Below are 15,096 nucleotides of genomic sequence, written 5' to 3' on the forward strand. Positions count from 1 at the left end.
CCGGCACTCGCCGTCCTTCCCTGACTTGGTATCCCTGTGGCCCATCCCGTCTCCGCCGACATCAACTTCCGCGCCCAGAGCCAGCTCGGTGAGTTGTATGCCGCGTTGGATAGCGGCACCGGGCGCGAAGTGCAGCGAATGCTGCAGTCCCTCTCCCCCCAGAGTATTGCCCAGCTGCTGGAAAGCTCGCCGCCGCGTATCCGCCAGGTACTGTGGAAATTGCTCGACCGCGAGGTCGAGGGCGAAGTACTGCAGGAGCTGGCCGACGATGTAAAAGCCCAGATCCTCTCCACCATGGACACCGAAGAAATGGTGGCCATCATGGAGGGGCTAAACGCGGACGACGTCGCCGACATACTCCAGCAACTGCCCGACCGCTTGATGGCGGAAGTGCTCTCGGCGATGAGCGAGAGCGATCGCCAGCGGGTGGAGAGTGTGCTCGCCTACGACGAGGAAACCGCCGGTGGCCTGATGGACACGGACATTGTCTCCGTGCGCCCTCACCTGACCCTGGATGTGGTGCTGCGCTATCTGCGCCGCCACGAAACGCTGCCAAAATCCACCGACAACCTGTTTGTGGTCAGCCGCCAGGACAAGTTTATTGGCCTGCTGCCCCTGACCCGCCTGCTCACCTCGGACCCATCGGTCACCGTGCGCGAGATTATGAGTACCGACGTGGAACCGATCCCCGCGGATATGCCGGACCATCAGGTGGCGCAACTATTCGCCAAGTACGACTGGATTACCGCGCCGGTGGTGGATGCGAACAACCGGCTACTGGGGCGCATTACCATCGACGATGTGGTGGACGTGATCCGCGAGGATGCGGACCATTCGCTGATGAGCCTCGCCGGCCTCGACGAGGAGGAAGACACCTTCGCGCCGATCAAGCGCACCGCACCGCGGCGCGCCGTGTGGCTCGGGATAAACCTGCTCACCGCACTGCTGGCCTCCTGGGTCATCAACCTGTTCCAGGGCACGATCGACAAGGTGGTGGCGCTGGCGGTGCTGATGCCGATCGTCGCCAGTATGGGCGGTGTGGCCGGCAGCCAGACACTGACGGTGGTGATCCGCGGTATGGCACTGGGGCAGATCGGGCGCAGCAACCTGCGCTGGCTGCTGTCGCGCGAACTCGCCTCCGGCGCTTTAAACGGTATTCTGTGGTCCGCGGTCATGGGGGGCATCGCCGCCCTGTGGTTTGGGGATCACCGCATTGCGCTGATTATCATTGCCGCCATGGCCATCAACCTGGTTACCGCCGCCCTTGCGGGCACCATTCTGCCGGTAGCCCTGCGGGCCATACGTATAGACCCGGCCCTGGCGGGCGGTGTCGCCCTGACCACGGTAACCGACGTGGTGGGTTTTATGTCCTTTCTCGGCCTTGCGACCTGGTATTTCGCCTGATCGCACTCGGCAAATCATCCATTTCAGAGACATTACATGCACAAATCCGACGATTTCGAAGATTTTGATGGCGATCAGCCCAAGAGCAAGACGCAACTGAAAAATGAAATGCAGCAGTTGCAGGATCTCGGCAAGCAACTGACGGAGCTTACCGCGTCCAAGCTGGCCGAAGTGCCGATGGACCCGGAGCTCGAGGAAGCCATCGCCACCTTCCACCGCATCAAGTCCCGCGAGGCCAAGCGCCGCCAGATGCAATTCATCGGCAAACTGATGCGCGATGCGGATGTGGAAGCGATCGAGGCGGTACTGAACAGCCACAAGGAGCGGGATCTGCAGCGCCTGCGCTTCGACCGTTTGGCGGAAGACTGGCGGGATCGCTTGCTGGAACAGGGCAATGACGCCCTGAGTACGTTTTTCAACGAGCACCCAAGCGCAGACCACCAGCAGTTGCGCAACCTGCTGCGCGAGGCCGGCAAGGAAAAGGCCAACAACAAGCCACCGACCAACCAGCGCAAACTGTTTCGCTATCTGCGGGACTTTTTCGTGCAGGAAGGCTGACTGCCGGTATTGGCCCCTTCGCTCTCAAACACCTCCGCCAGCTCTGCCACCACGATATCGATCACCGCCGGGTTCTGGGGCACCCAGCGGTGCAGGCTAACCGGCACCTGATAGCCCCTGCCCACGGGCAGTCGCGAACTGGATTGCGGCAGGATAGTGGCGTCGTAGGGCGTCCAGATGGAAACCGGCGCGGCGTCTTCCAGCATGGCCGCGTCCCGGTTCAGATTGTCCAGAAATTCACTGCCGATACGCAGCTGCCGCCCGCCTTTATAGGGCAGCAGATGCGCCCACATACTGCCGAAATGCGGGCTGGAGAGGGCAATAAACTTGTGCACATTTGCCGCGCCTCCAAGTCGCTGCAAATAGTATCGCGCCACAATCCCACCCATGCTGAACCCCACCAGCGCACAGGTCTCGCCCTCGCGGGTAACCTCGTCCACCAGTTCCTGCAGCTGCAGGGCCATCGGCTCCATCCCGTACCAACCGCTATTGGCCCTCAGCTTGATGGTGTGTGCAGTGAACCCCGCATGCACCAGGGCTCTCTGCATTCTGAGCATCGACTTGCCCCGGTCGAAAATCCCGGGAATCAGTATGGCAACCCGGCCTTTTGGCATATCCGCATCATCCGCACATCGGGCAGTTAACTTTCCGCTACTCCCTAAGAGTAGAAAGTAACCGCGGTGGGCAGAAAACAAATCGGGCCCGGGGATTCAATCCGCGGGCCCGAAAATCCAGGTCCTACAACCTGGCTCCATATTGCGCGAGCGGCGCTATCAGCTAGTGCAGGCCTCGACTTCCGGTACGAGCTTTTCCACCCGGGTTTTCTCCACAGGCTTCGGCAGCGGCTTGATCAGCACCAGCAGCAGCGGCAACAGGGTCAGAGAGCCCAGCAGCGCCGCAGACATGGCGAGCGCGGTCAGCAGGCCGAAATAGATCGACGGCACAAACTTGGACAGCGCCAGGATCGAGAAGCCGGCGATGATGGTGATCGCGGTGTAGAACATGGCGCGGCCGATGGTTGCGTGGCTGCGGTGCATGGTCGCCACGTAATCGCCATCCTTCGCAAATTCCTCGCGGAAGCGATACAGGTAGTGGATCGCGTGGTCCACACCAATACCCACGGTAATCGCCGCAATGGTGATGGTCATCATATCCAGCGGCACGTTCGCCAGTCCCATACCACCCAGCACCACACAGGCCGCCAGCATGTTCGGGATCAGCGCGATGATCGACAGCCACAAGGAGCGGAACAGTACCAGGAACATCAGCAGGATCCCCACAAACACCGCCCCCAGGGTCAGGATCTGCGACTTGAACAGGCTCTGCAGCATATTGTTGTACAACACCAGCATACCGGTCTGGCGCACATTCTCCGGCGCCATGCCCAGCTCATTTTCCGCAAAGTTGTAAATACGCTGGATCAGCTCTTCGCGACGCAGGTTGGGGTCGGTCTCCATCACCCGCATGGTGATGCGCGCCTGCTGGTCTTGCGGTGACCAGTAGGGATGCACCAGCACCTGATTGATTTCCTCCGGCAGGCTCTGGCGAGCTACCGCCAGCTCAAAGTCGTTGAGGCCACCGTCGTTCAGGTCCTTGGCCACCTTGTACAGGGTGGCGAGGGACTGCACCTTGCCGATTTCCGGCTGGGCCTCGAGGAAATCGTGAAACTTCTCAATCTGGTTCAGGCCGGCCACGGTAAACCAGTAGGCTTCCGGGGCTTCGCTGGCGGAGGCACCGGCAGCAAAAGGGTCGTCGGCGGCAAACGGATCTTCCTCGGCGAAGTCTTCACCAGCGGCCATCTCATCGCCACCTTCTGCTTCCGCATAGTCTTCAGCGGACGCATCCATACCCTCGTCAGCACCGAAATCGGCGCCAAAGGGATCGTCATCGCCTTCAAATTCCGGCGCCGCCTGCTGGGGCTTGTTCAGCACCACATCGAGACTGATGGTGCCGCCCAGGCGTTGGTCGATGACCAACATGCCCTGATGGATTTCGGTGGAATCGTCGAAGTAATCGATAAAGCGGTTTTCCACTTTCAGGCGGGTGATGCCCACCACGCTGATCACCGCGGCTAACACGGCGACACCCAGTACAATGCCCTTGTGGTTTTCGGTAAAACGCGAAAACACCTGGGTAAACGCGTGGGAGTTGTCTACACCCAGGCCGCCGTCGCGCTTTTTCAGCAGCATCAGGCTGGCGGGCAGGATCAGGAAAGACAGTACCAGCGCGAGGGTCACGCCGATGGTCATCATCCAGCCAAAGTCGATCACCGGGCGGATGCCACTGACCACCAGGGAGATGAAAGCCACCATGGTGGTGAGCCCGGTGTACAGGCAGGGTTTGGCCATGAAAGCCACGGTGGCCGAGGCGAGCTGGAAGCGATCCCACTCGGGGTGTTCGGCAAAATATTCCCGGTAGCGCACCGCCAGGTGAATGGTGATGGCGAGGGTGATGATCAACAGCAGCGCCACGAAGTTGGCGGAGATCACCGTCATGCGCCAGTCGAGCCAGGACAGCAGCCCGAGCATCATCACCGCGGTAGTGACACAGGTGACAAGTGGCAGCAGCACCCAGCGGGGCTGGCGGAAGATCAGCAACAGAGTCACGACGATAAATGCCAGAATGCCCGCGCCGAACACCGCCAGGTCACTCTGGATATACGCGATCATGTCCGAGGTGATCATGGTGAGGCCGCCGAGGAACAGCTCGGCGTTGCCGTCGTAATGCGCGAGGATTTCCCGCACTTCTTTCACGCGCTCACGCGCCTTGGTTTCCTCGGCGGTGCGGTGTTGCAGGTATTCAGCAGTGACGGCTTCCAGACGCTGGGTCTGCGCCGCGTCGAGGCCCTCGCTGTTGCGCAGGCGGCGCAGGGCGTCGCGCTCGCGCACCAGATCCAACCCTTCCTTATCCAGCTCGAGATTGAGCATCATCGCGGTGGTCTCGCCATCCGGGCTCAGGATCAGGTCTTTGTAGATCGGGCTTTCGAGAAATTCGCGGCGCACCAGGTCCTTTTCCACACCGGGAGAAGACAGGGTGCGAATGCCATCGGCCACTTCGCTGATGGACTGTTTCGGGCTGTACAGCAGCGGTACATTCAGCACCGACTGCACGCCGGAAACACCGTCCACCATCGCCAGCTCGTCCTGCAGACGGCGCATGGTGGCCAGGGATTCATCGCTGAACAGGTCGCCGTTTTTATAGCGGTAGGTGACCACCAGGAAATCGCCGGAGTTGTAGCGCTCGGAAATCTCGCGGAAGAAATCCAGCGAATCATCGGCTTCCAGGGTCAGGGAGTCCGCGGAGGCATCCAGTTTGAATCGCGGCAGGCCCGCGGCGGCGGCGATGGTCAGCAGTGCCACCAGCGCCAGCACGGTTTTCGGATTTCCGAGAACCAGTTTTTCGTACCAGGTCTTCAAGCCCAACAGCATAATCAGTTCGCTTTTTCTAATACAAAAGGTGCACCCGAGGCCGGGACCTGGGGTGCGGAATATTGCGTGAAACCCGCGATCACTTGTCGACGTGACCGAGATCGCGTTCAGGGAAAAGTACGTCCCGCACTTTCTGTTTCAGTTCTTTCGGCCCGGGAAAGCCGCCGTCGCGTTTGCGCTCCCAGATTACCTGGTCGCCAACGCAAATCTCGAATACGCCGCCACTGCCGGGCTTAAGCGCCACCTGCTCCAGGTCATCCGCGAAGGTATACAGCAACTCCTGCGCCATCCAGGTGGCGCGCAGCATCCAGTTGCACTGCACGCAGTAGTGAATGGTGACCGTGTTTTGCATAAATCCGAATCTCAGCCCTGCCCCCAGGGGGGCAACAAAGTCTGTTCGATATCCAGCTGGCTCAGGATCCGGGCCACCACAAAGTCCACCAAGTCTTCCACCGACTGTGGCTTCTGGTAGAACCCGGGGCTCGCCGGCAGGATCACCGCGCCCATACGGGTGAGCTTGAGCATGTTTTCCAGGTGGATTTCCGAATACGGCGCCTCGCGGGGCACCAGTATCAGTTTGCGGCGTTCTTTCAGGGCAACATCCGCTGCCCGCTCGATCAGGTTGTTGGAGGCACCGCAGGCAATCGCCGACAGGGTGCCGCCGCTCGCAGGGCAGATCACCAGGCTGCTGGAAGCGCCAGTACCGGATGCCACCGGCGAGAACCAGTCGCGCTTGCCGAACAGGGTCAACTGTCCTTCTTGCGCGCCGTATAGCTCACGCAGGAAAGACTCGGTCCTGTCCTCCGCTTCCGGCAGCGCCACCTCGGTTTCCGTATTGATCACGATGCGCGCGGCGTCGGACAGCAACAGCCACACGCGCACCCGCGCCGCCAGCAGGCACTGCAGCAACCGCAACGCGTACTGGGCGCCGGATGCGCCGGTGATGGCAAGGGTGACGGTTTTGGGGAAAGTCGGTTCGGCCAATGGGGTATCCGTTGCGCCCCAACAGCGGGGCTATCTACTGTTTTTTCTGCGGCGCGTACTTGTGCTCGAGAGCACTGAGCAGCCGCTGGTGTACACCGCCGAAACCGCCGTTGCTCATCACGATAACGTGACTGCCGGGGCCGGATAGTTCAAGAACCGATTCTACCGCAGCGTCAATGCTGTGGAGAACCTTCGCCGGCACAGTGGAATGGTGAACCACCTCATCCAGGGACCAATTCATCCCCTCCGGCTGATACCACAGCACTAGGTCCGCCCCGGCACAGGCCCGCGCCAGCTGCTCGCGGTGGTGCCCCATGCGCATGGTGTTGGAACGGGGTTCAATCAGCGCAATGACCCGATCCGTCCCCACCTTGGCACGCAATCCATTTAGCGTGGTCTCGATGGCCGTGGGGTGGTGGGCGAAGTCGTCATAGATGCGGATGCCCTGGATATCGCCCAGGCACTCCATCCGGCGCTTGACCCCCTCAAACGTGGCAAAGGCTTCCGCCACTGTGGCGGGCTCCACACCCACGTGGCGCGCGGCCGCCATCACCGCAAGGCCATTTTTGACACTGTGCAGGCCGGTCTGCTGCCACTGCACCGTGGCCACCGGTTTCCCCTCCAGCAGCACATCGAAACGGCTGCCATCGGCGGCGATATTCACCGCGCACCAGTCCCCTTGGCGCACTCCGTCGCCGTGCTCGATATCAAAACGCTGCACCTGACTCCAGCAGCCCTTGTCCAGTACCTGGGTAACCGCATCCTCCTGTGCCGCTACTACCAGGCCACCGGCAGGCACGGTGCGCACCAGGTGGTGGAACTGCTTCTGGATCGCCGCCAGGTCATCGAAGATGTCCGCGTGGTCGAACTCCAGGTTGTTGATAATCAGCGTGCGCGGGCGATAGTGGACAAATTTTGAGCGCTTGTCAAAAAAGGCGGTATCGTATTCATCCGCCTCCACCACGAAGAACGGCGTGCCACCGAGGCGCGCAGACACATCAAAATTGCGGGGTACGCCGCCAATCAGGAAGCCGGGGTCCATACCCGCGTAGTCCAGTACCCAGGCCAGCATGCTCGCGGTGGTGGTCTTGCCGTGGGTTCCGGACACCGCCAGTACCCAGCGCCCGCCGAGGAAGTGATCGCACAGCCACTGGGCGCCAGAGGTATAGGGCAGGCCTCTCTCCAGTACCGCTTCTACCGCGGGATTTCCCCGCGACAAGGCATTGCCGATGATTACCAGATCCGGCGCCGGTTCCAGCTGCGCGGGATCATAGCCCTCGGTCAGGACGATACCGGCGCGCTCCAGCTGGGTGCTCATGGGCGGGTAGACGTTGGCATCGGAGCCGGTGACCTTGTGGCCCTCGGCCACAGCGAGTTGGGCCAGGCTGCCCATAAAAGTGCCACAGATGCCTAGAATATGAATATGCATGCCAGTTTGTTCACTCTAAATCGATGCCAATTCAATGTTGAAAGGGGCGTCTGGTGAGACTGCCTATTCACGCAATCATTCCCACTCGCTCCAGATTTTTCCGGCACAACCTGCGCCCCGGCGCGCTTTTTGCTTACGTTTTTGGCAGTGGCAGGAACTGCCGGCAGCATGGTGAAAATCGACGCCGCGCTAGCTTATCACGGCACTTTGCGGCAGTAAGTGTCGAAGTTCCTCAATTCCATGCAATTGCCATATGAATACATTAGACTTCGCGCCGCGCGAGGCTGCCGCCAGAAGCCGCCCGCCTATCGCACGCACCAGCGCGTGACCTTAAGACGAGAAACTGCAGCCATAGGATAGTCATGTCGAAGAAGAATGCCTTTTACGCGCAATCCGGCGGAGTAACCGCCGTCATCAACGCCTCCGCCTGCGGGGTCATCGAGACCGCCCGCCAACACGGTGACAAGATCGGCAAAATCTATGCCGGCCTTAATGGCATTGTCGGCGCCCTCAGAGAGGAGCTGATCGACGTGAGCCAGGAGAGCGACGACACTATTGCCGCGCTGCGCTACACCCCCTCCGGTGCGTTTGGTTCCTGCCGCTACAAACTGAAAAGCCTCGAGCAGAACCGCGCCGAATACGAGCGCCTGATCGAAGTGTTCAAGGCCCACGACATCGGCTACTTCTTCTATAACGGCGGTGGTGACTCTGCAGACACCTGCCTCAAGATCTCCCAGCTGTCGGAAAAGATGGGTTACCCCATCCAGGCCATCCACATTCCCAAGACCGTGGATAACGACCTGCCGTTTACCGACAACTGCCCGGGCTTCGGCTCCGTGGCCAAGTATGTCGCGGTCTCCACCAAGGAAGCGGCACTGGACGTGGCCTCCATGTGCGCCACCTCCACCAAGGTGTTCATCCTCGAAGTGATGGGCCGCCACGCGGGCTGGATTGCCGCCGCCGGCGCCCTGGCCCAGGAGCAGGAAGGCGATGCGCCACACATCATCCTGCTGCCGGAAGTGGCCTTCGACAAAGACAAGTTCCTCGCCAAGGTACAGCAGACCGTCGATGAAAAAGGCTACTGCGTGATCGTCGCCTCCGAAGGCGCACAGTACGAAGATGGCACCTTCCTCGCCGACGCCGGCAGTGTCGACGCCTTCGGCCACAAGCAGCTGGGCGGGGTTGCCCCGACCCTGGCCAAGATGGTCAAGGACGAGCTGGGTCTCAAGTACCACTGGGCGCTGGCCGACTACCTGCAGCGCGCCGCCCGCCACATCGCCTCCGCCACCGACGTGGAGCAGGCCTACGCCGTGGGCAAGGCCGCGGTGGAAGCCGCGGTTTCCGGCAAGAATGCGATCATGCCCACCATCGAGCGCAACGGCACCTGCACTGCAGACTACAGCTGGAGCATCGGCGAGGCACCGCTGTCAGAAGTGGCCAACGTCGAGAAATTCATGCCCGAGGAATATATTTCCGAAGACGGTTTCGGTATCAGCCCGGCCGGTCGTGCCTATCTCGAGCCACTGATCCTGGGCGAAGACTACCCGCCCTACAAAAACGGGATCCCGCAGTACGCACGGCTGAAGAAAGTGCTGGTGGAAAAAAAATTGAAACAATCGTTCACGGTGTAAACACCGTAGTGTCCGCCCCGGGATCTATACATCCCGGGGCGTAACTGCCTTCCTCTCCCGACCGCTACGCGGCCTGGCACCGTCATTTGCATCTCCCGCAAGGTCATGTTCGCGCTTCCTGGCGCGAGTAACCGGAGTCTCCGGAGGCATCCTGATTTCCCCTTATTTGGGAATAGAGCTGCAGGGGTTATATGCGAACAGAAAGTTACCGTCGCGACATCGACGGTCTACGCGCGCTGGCCGTACTGCCGGTAGTGCTTGGGCATGCGGGAATCCCTGGATTTTCCGGCGGCTTTATCGGTGTTGATGTCTTTTTCGTTATTTCCGGCTTTCTCATAACCGGTATTTTGTTGCGGGAACTCGCGGCAGGTGACTTTTCCGTGGGGCGGTTCTACGAGCGCCGTGCGCGCAGGATTCTGCCCGCCCTGTTCGCCATGATGCTGGCCTGTATCATCGTGGGCTGGTTGCTGATGCCCCCAGATGCATTTGGAGACTTGGGCCGCTCTCTGATCGCAGCCATTTTGTTTCTCTCCAATGTGTGGTTTACACGCAGTACCGAGGATTACTTCGGCACAGATGCGGAATGGGAGCCGCTTCTGCACACCTGGTCCCTCTCCGTAGAAGAGCAGTTTTATCTGGGCTTCCCCCTATTGCTGAGCGTTCTGGCCCGCGGCCCCCGAGCGCGTATGGTGACCGCGGTCGCGCTTATGGCAGTGCTGTCATTGGTCTTCTCTGTCTGGCAAACCCGGAATTCACCGACAGCGGCCTACTTTCTGACACCCGCAAGGGTGTGGGAGCTGGGTGCCGGCGCCCTGCTCGCCATGGGACTTCTGCCCAGTATACGGAGGCGCCTGGCGGCCGAACTCATCGCCCTGACCGGCATCCTGATGATTATCGCCAGCGTATTCCTGTTTGGACCACACACGCCATTTCCCGGCATAGCGGCACTGCTGCCCGTGCTTGGCGCGGTTGCCCTGATCTGGGCGGGGGCAACACCGCTAAACAGGGTTTCCGGCCTCCTCGGCAACCCCATGCTGGTGGGAGTAGGACTGATTTCTTACTCCCTCTACCTGTGGCATTGGCCCATCCTGGTTACCCTGCGACTGCTAGAGGGCAGCAGCCAGCTTTCAACCACCTATGCGCTGTTTGCTGTGTCCCTGTCGATAGTGCTGGCGTGGGCCAGCTGGCGATTTATCGAGCAGCCCTTTCGCGGTGGCCGGTTGGCACCGGTGTCGCGGCCACTGCTGGTACGCCTGTCGGTATCCTGCGCTATTTTGCTCCTCGGCACCGGTATCGCCATCAAGGCGCAGGACGGATTTCCCAACCGCTTACCCAAGCCACAACTTGCCATGTATCAGCAGGCATTCAGCGACCTGGAGCGCCAGGAGCAGTGCATGGGGAAAAAACCGGAGGCAGAGCTGTGCGCCATCGGCACCGTCTCTGCGACGGTTCCGCAGCAAGCGGGCCTCCTGTTGTGGGGCGACTCGCACGCTGCAGCCTGGTTGCCGGGCGTTGACCATCTGCTCGATCTAAAAGGCTACTCGGGCGCGGCGGCACTGAAGTCCGGGTGCCCGCCACTCATCGGGCTGCGCCGACCGGACAAGTCGGAGTCGCACCGGTGCGACCAGTTCAACGACAAGGTGCTGAAGTATTTGCACCAGCGCCAAGACCTGCCGGTTGTGGTACTGGCGGCGCGTTGGGCCATGGCAGTTGAGGGAAGTCGCCCTGAGGGCGGTGAAGAAATGCAACTGGAAACGACAGATACGGCCATCGGCCCGACACCGGAATGGGCCACCGATGCAACCGAAACGGACCGGGCCGCCCTTGTGGCTCACCGGCTCGACCAAACCGTTGCCGCCATTCGCGCGACAGGGCGCCAAGTGATACTGATCAAAGGCGTGGCGGAAATCGGTCACTCCGTCCCAGACACGCTGGCAAATGCGGCATTCACCGGTAAGCACTTTAGCGGAGGGCCGACAACCCGTCTGGTGGATGCACGTCAGCGGCATGCGGATGCCATCATCGATTTGGTGGCCGAGCGCCACGGCGCCTACACGGTCAACCCGCGTACACTGATGTGCGATGAAAATTGCCGTATCGTTCTGGACAACAAACTGCTGTACCGCGACGACGACCATTTGACGGCGTTTGCCGCTAGGCGGTACCTGCCCGATCTGGTCACAGTGGTGCCAGCGATCAAGGAGCTGCCCAACCGCCCAGCTTCCATTCCGGCAACCGCGTCTGCCGCAGCAGTCCCGCGGGGCTGAAACCATTCAACCGCAAACATTCAACCTTCCCCCCGTGCGAGAAACACGGGGGGATTTGGGGCTTCGGTAAATTCTATACGTTCAGCAACAGATGCTGGCGCTCCCAAGGTGAGATCTCGCGGTGGAACAGCCGCATCTCTTCGCTTTTCACCGCCGCATAAAGCTGGCAGAAGCCCTCCCCCAGCGCCTGATGAATCTCCTCCGCATCGTCAAAAATACGCAGGGCCTCATCGAAGGTGAGGGGAATGTATGAAAGCGCTTCCTGTTCTTCGTCCAGTTCCGATTCCGCCGGTGCATCCGGCTCGATGCGATTCACCATACCGAGATATCCACAGATCAGGCTCGCGGCAATCGCCAGGTACGGGTTGGCATCCACACCGATCACACGGTTTTCCAAGCGGCGGTCCTGAGCGCCGGAATTGGGTACCCGCAGACCGGTAGCACGGTTGTCGTAACCCCAACCGGTATTGGTCGGCGCACTGGAATTCGCCTCGGATTCGAAACGCCGGTAGGAATTCACATTCGGCGCGATGAACGGCATCACTTCGCGCAAATGTTTTTGGGTACCGCCGATAAAGTAGCGGAACAGATCGGTGGCATTGCCGTCGTCATCGGAAAAAATATTTTTGCCGGTTTGCATATCCACCACACTCTGGTGCACATGCATGGCGCTGCCGGGCTGGTCGCGCATCGGTTTTGCCATGAAGGTGGCGAACATGTTGTTCTTGAGCGCCGCCTCTTTGATGATGCGTTTGAAATAAAACACCTGGTCCGCGAGCCACAGCGGATCGCCGTGGGTCAGGTTGAATTCCACCTGCCCGGCGCCGTCTTCCTGGATCACCGAGTCGATGTGCAGACCCGCAGATTCCGCGTACTCGTAAATGGTATCAATCACCGGGCCGTATTCGTCGATGGCGGTCATCGAGTAGGACTGCAGCGAAGTACCGGAGCGGCCACTGCGTCCCACCGGCGGTTCGATCGGCTCGTTGGGGTCGATATTTGGCTTGGTCAGGTAGAACTCCAGCTCCGGTGCCACAATCGGCTGCCAGCCTTTTTCCGCGTACATGGCGACCACACGCTTCAGCACATTGCGCGGCGCACAGGCAATGGGATTGCCGTTGAGATCCTGCAGGTCGTGAATGATCTGCAGTGCCGGCTGCTTCGCCCAGGGCACGGCCATCGCCGTGGACATATCCGGCACCAGCGCCATGTCACTCTCGGCCCACTGGTTTTCGATATCCATTTCCACGTCCTGACCGGTAATGGTCTGGTAAAAAATGGAGATCGGCAGGAACACCGGGCTATCCGGGGAAAACTTGCTGAGCGGCATGGCCTTGCCGCGGGACATGCCGTTCAGGTCGGGAACAATACATTCCACTTCGTCCAGACGACGGCCGTTCAGGTAGGCGTGAAAGGCGGCCGGCAGCTCGTCAAACCAGGAATGATTGCAGGACTGACTCATGGAGACTCCGCGATATGGGTGATTGATCCCGCATTGTAACGGAAATCACCCTGCCCGCTGCCAGCCCACCAAACAATCCGGTGTTGTTATTTCACAAGGTCTCCATTTACCTCATTTCTACTCGCCTTCCCGCTCGATATCGCAACAGTGGCTTGCCGGCGGTTCGTCGGCACTGCTGAGAATCGACTCGGTAACCGGGTTGGGACGAAAAGTCGTACAGCCCTTGAGTCCGAGAGCGAAGGCTTGGCGGTAGAGGGATTCAAACTCCGCGAACGGGTAATCCACCGGTACATTCACGGTTTTGGAAATAGCGTTGTCCACATAGGGTTGCAGCGCCGCCTGCATGCGCAGGTGGGCCAGTGGCGAAAGCTGGCGCGCGGATACGAATTCCTCCGGTAAGCGATCGGGGTCGCCGCCGCGTTCGCACCAGAGTTTCCACACCGGGTCATCGATATCGAACTCGCGATAAGCACCCTGCCCGGTGAGAACCCGGCGCCGGTGATGGAAATCAAATACCGGTTCGATACCACTGGAAACCCCGTTCGCCAGCAGGCTGATGGTGCCGGTGGGCGCAATGGCGATCAGGTGGCTGTTGCGAAGGCCCTTGTCGGCAACACCCTTGCGCAGTTTTTCCGGCAGCGCACGCGCATCGGTACCGGAGAGATACTTGTCGCGTTCAAAAAATGGAAATGGCCCCTTTTCCACCGCCAGTGCAATCGATGCGCGCCAGGCGCTGTCGCGCACGGTTTCCATCACCCGTGCGGCTAGAGCACGCGCCGCATCGCTGTCGTAGTGCAGCCCCAGGGCAATTAGCGCATCCGCCAACCCGGTGATGCCGATACCGATACGGCGACTGCCGTGAGCCTGTTTTTTTTGCGATGGCAACGGGTAATGTGACAGGTCGATGACATTGTCCAGCATCCGCACCCCCACTGCCGCGCACTCATCAATGCCGAACCAGTCGAGATCTGCACGTGCGGTAAACGGAGCCTGTACAAAACGCATCAGGTTGACCGAGCCCAGATTACAGGCGCCGTAGGGCGGCAGTGGAATTTCACCGCAGGGGTTGGTCGCGCTGATCTGCTCGCGATAATGGAGATTGTTCCGGCTGTTGATACGGTCGATAAACAGCACACCGGGTTCTGCGCAATCGTAAGTGGCGCGCATGATTTTCTGCCACAGATCGCGCGCGCGGATACGCTTTACTACCCGGCACGGTAAAGGCTTTGCCCCGCCGCTCCACACACGCAATAGCTGCTCGTGCCCCTCTCCCTCCAGCATCTGCTCGGGAAACACCAGCGCCCAATCGCGGTCGTCATCCACCGCCGCCATGAATTCATCGCTGACCAGCACCGACAGGTTGAAGTGACGCAACTCGCGCGGATCGCGCTTGGCTTCCACAAAACGTTCGATATCCGGGTGGTCGCAGCGCAGGGTGGCCATCATTGCACCGCGACGGCTGCCGGTAGAAAGGAGTGTCGCGCAGGTGGCGTCCCAGATGCGCATGAAGGAAACCGGGCCGGAAGCGATAGTACCGGTGTGATGCGCGCGGCTGCCGGCGGGGCGCAGGGTGGAAAAATCGCAGCCGATACCACCGCCCTGTTGCATGGTCAGCGCCGATTCCTTGAGGCGCTCGAAGATCGCCTCCATGGAGTCCTCGATGGTGCCCATCACAAAACAGTTGAACAGGGTTACGCGATGCTCGGTACCGGCGCCAGCGAGAATGCGCCCGCCGGGTAAAAAGCGGAAATCCTCCAGGTTACGGAAAAAGCGCAACGCCCAGTGCCCGCGCTGGCGGTCGACTTTCGTCAGTGCCCGCGCCACCCGCCGCCAGCTATCTTCCAGGGTGGAATCGCAGACCTGATCGCCATTGCGATAGCGATATTTGGTATCCCAGATAAAGCGGGAAATTTCGGCGTCAAAGTATTCCACG

At 60.4% G+C, this 15,096-nt stretch carries 11 protein-coding genes; 4 read left to right on the top strand and 7 right to left on the bottom strand.

Going from position 1 to position 15,096, the window contains the following annotated elements; translation table 11 throughout:
* Window positions 1–36: 36 nt before the first annotated feature.
* Both mgtE and yjgA read left to right on the top strand, forming a co-directional pair.
* Window positions 37–1,404 (top strand): magnesium transporter, encoded by a 1,368-nt coding sequence (mgtE, locus tag VIL80_RS04230; RefSeq protein WP_332034902.1) that lies wholly within the window; start codon window positions 37–39, stop codon window positions 1,402–1,404.
* Window positions 1,405–1,440: 36 nt separating this feature from the next.
* On the top strand, window positions 1,441–1,962 hold the full coding sequence (yjgA, locus tag VIL80_RS04235) for a ribosome biogenesis factor YjgA (protein WP_332034903.1): 522 nt from the start codon (window positions 1,441–1,443) through the stop codon (window positions 1,960–1,962).
* Here the strand turns inward: yjgA and VIL80_RS04240 are convergent.
* From VIL80_RS04240 to mpl, 5 genes are all read right to left on the bottom strand, one after another.
* The gene (locus VIL80_RS04240) at window positions 1,929–2,576 is read right to left on the bottom strand and encodes a lipase family alpha/beta hydrolase (protein ID WP_332034904.1); all 648 of its coding nucleotides are present in this window, start codon (window positions 2,574–2,576) and stop codon (window positions 1,929–1,931) included. The genes yjgA and VIL80_RS04240 overlap by 34 nt on opposite strands.
* Window positions 2,577–2,735: 159 nt before the next feature.
* Window positions 2,736–5,390 carry an efflux RND transporter permease subunit gene (locus VIL80_RS04245; RefSeq protein ID WP_332034905.1) on the bottom strand — a complete coding sequence of 885 codons (2,655 nt, stop codon included), beginning with the start codon at window positions 5,388–5,390 and terminating at the stop codon, window positions 2,736–2,738.
* Window positions 5,391–5,469: 79 nt separating this feature from the next.
* On the bottom strand, window positions 5,470–5,742 hold the full coding sequence (locus VIL80_RS04250) for an Rdx family protein (protein WP_332034906.1): 273 nt from the start codon (window positions 5,740–5,742) through the stop codon (window positions 5,470–5,472).
* A gap of 11 nt (window positions 5,743–5,753) precedes the next feature.
* Entirely contained in the window at window positions 5,754–6,374 is a 621-nt protein-coding gene (locus VIL80_RS04255; RefSeq protein WP_332034907.1) for a flavin prenyltransferase UbiX, read from the bottom strand.
* A 34-nt stretch (window positions 6,375–6,408) separates the two neighbouring features.
* Window positions 6,409–7,803, bottom strand: coding sequence for a UDP-N-acetylmuramate:L-alanyl-gamma-D-glutamyl-meso-diaminopimelate ligase (gene mpl, locus VIL80_RS04260; RefSeq protein WP_332034908.1), 1,395 nt, complete (start codon window positions 7,801–7,803; stop codon window positions 6,409–6,411).
* A 362-nt stretch (window positions 7,804–8,165) separates the two neighbouring features.
* On the opposite strand from mpl, the gene VIL80_RS04265 reads away from it, so the two are divergent.
* Both VIL80_RS04265 and VIL80_RS04270 read left to right on the top strand, forming a co-directional pair.
* A complete protein-coding gene (locus VIL80_RS04265) occupies window positions 8,166–9,434 on the top strand; it encodes a 6-phosphofructokinase (RefSeq protein ID WP_332034909.1) in 1,269 nt (422 codons plus the stop codon).
* A 191-nt stretch (window positions 9,435–9,625) separates the two neighbouring features.
* Complete coding sequence (locus tag VIL80_RS04270; RefSeq protein WP_332034910.1) at window positions 9,626–11,701, top strand: acyltransferase family protein; 2,076 nt, start codon at window positions 9,626–9,628, stop codon at window positions 11,699–11,701.
* Between the two features lie 73 nt (window positions 11,702–11,774).
* Here the strand turns inward: VIL80_RS04270 and VIL80_RS04275 are convergent, their stop codons facing one another.
* Window positions 11,775–13,163 (bottom strand): glutamine synthetase family protein, encoded by a 1,389-nt coding sequence (locus VIL80_RS04275; protein ID WP_332034911.1) that lies wholly within the window; start codon window positions 13,161–13,163, stop codon window positions 11,775–11,777.
* A 117-nt stretch (window positions 13,164–13,280) separates the two neighbouring features.
* Window positions 13,281–15,095 carry an adenosylcobalamin-dependent ribonucleoside-diphosphate reductase gene (locus VIL80_RS04280; protein WP_332034912.1) on the bottom strand — a complete coding sequence of 605 codons (1,815 nt, stop codon included), beginning with the start codon at window positions 15,093–15,095 and terminating at the stop codon, window positions 13,281–13,283.
* Between the last annotated feature and the right edge of the window lies 1 nt (window position 15,096).

The organism is Microbulbifer sp., assembly GCF_036563125.1.
Classification (GTDB): domain Bacteria; phylum Pseudomonadota; class Gammaproteobacteria; order Pseudomonadales; family Cellvibrionaceae; genus Microbulbifer.

Excerpts from the sequence above, each read along its gene's own strand:
- VIL80_RS04275 (WP_332034911.1), bottom strand. The coding sequence starts at position 13,163 with ATGAGTCAGTCCTGCAATCATTCCTGGTTTGACGAGCTGCCGGCCGCC.
- yjgA (WP_332034903.1), top strand. The coding sequence starts at position 1,441 with ATGCACAAATCCGACGATTTCGAAGATTTTGATGGCGATCAGCCCAAG.
- VIL80_RS04270 (WP_332034910.1), top strand. The coding sequence starts at position 9,626 with ATGCGAACAGAAAGTTACCGTCGCGACATCGACGGTCTACGCGCGCTG.
- VIL80_RS04250 (WP_332034906.1), bottom strand. The coding sequence starts at position 5,742 with ATGCAAAACACGGTCACCATTCACTACTGCGTGCAGTGCAACTGGATG.
- VIL80_RS04265 (WP_332034909.1), top strand. The coding sequence starts at position 8,166 with ATGTCGAAGAAGAATGCCTTTTACGCGCAATCCGGCGGAGTAACCGCC.
- VIL80_RS04245 (WP_332034905.1), bottom strand. The coding sequence starts at position 5,390 with ATGCTGTTGGGCTTGAAGACCTGGTACGAAAAACTGGTTCTCGGAAAT.
- mpl (WP_332034908.1), bottom strand. The coding sequence starts at position 7,803 with ATGCATATTCATATTCTAGGCATCTGTGGCACTTTTATGGGCAGCCTG.
- VIL80_RS04240 (WP_332034904.1), bottom strand. The coding sequence starts at position 2,576 with ATGCCAAAAGGCCGGGTTGCCATACTGATTCCCGGGATTTTCGACCGG.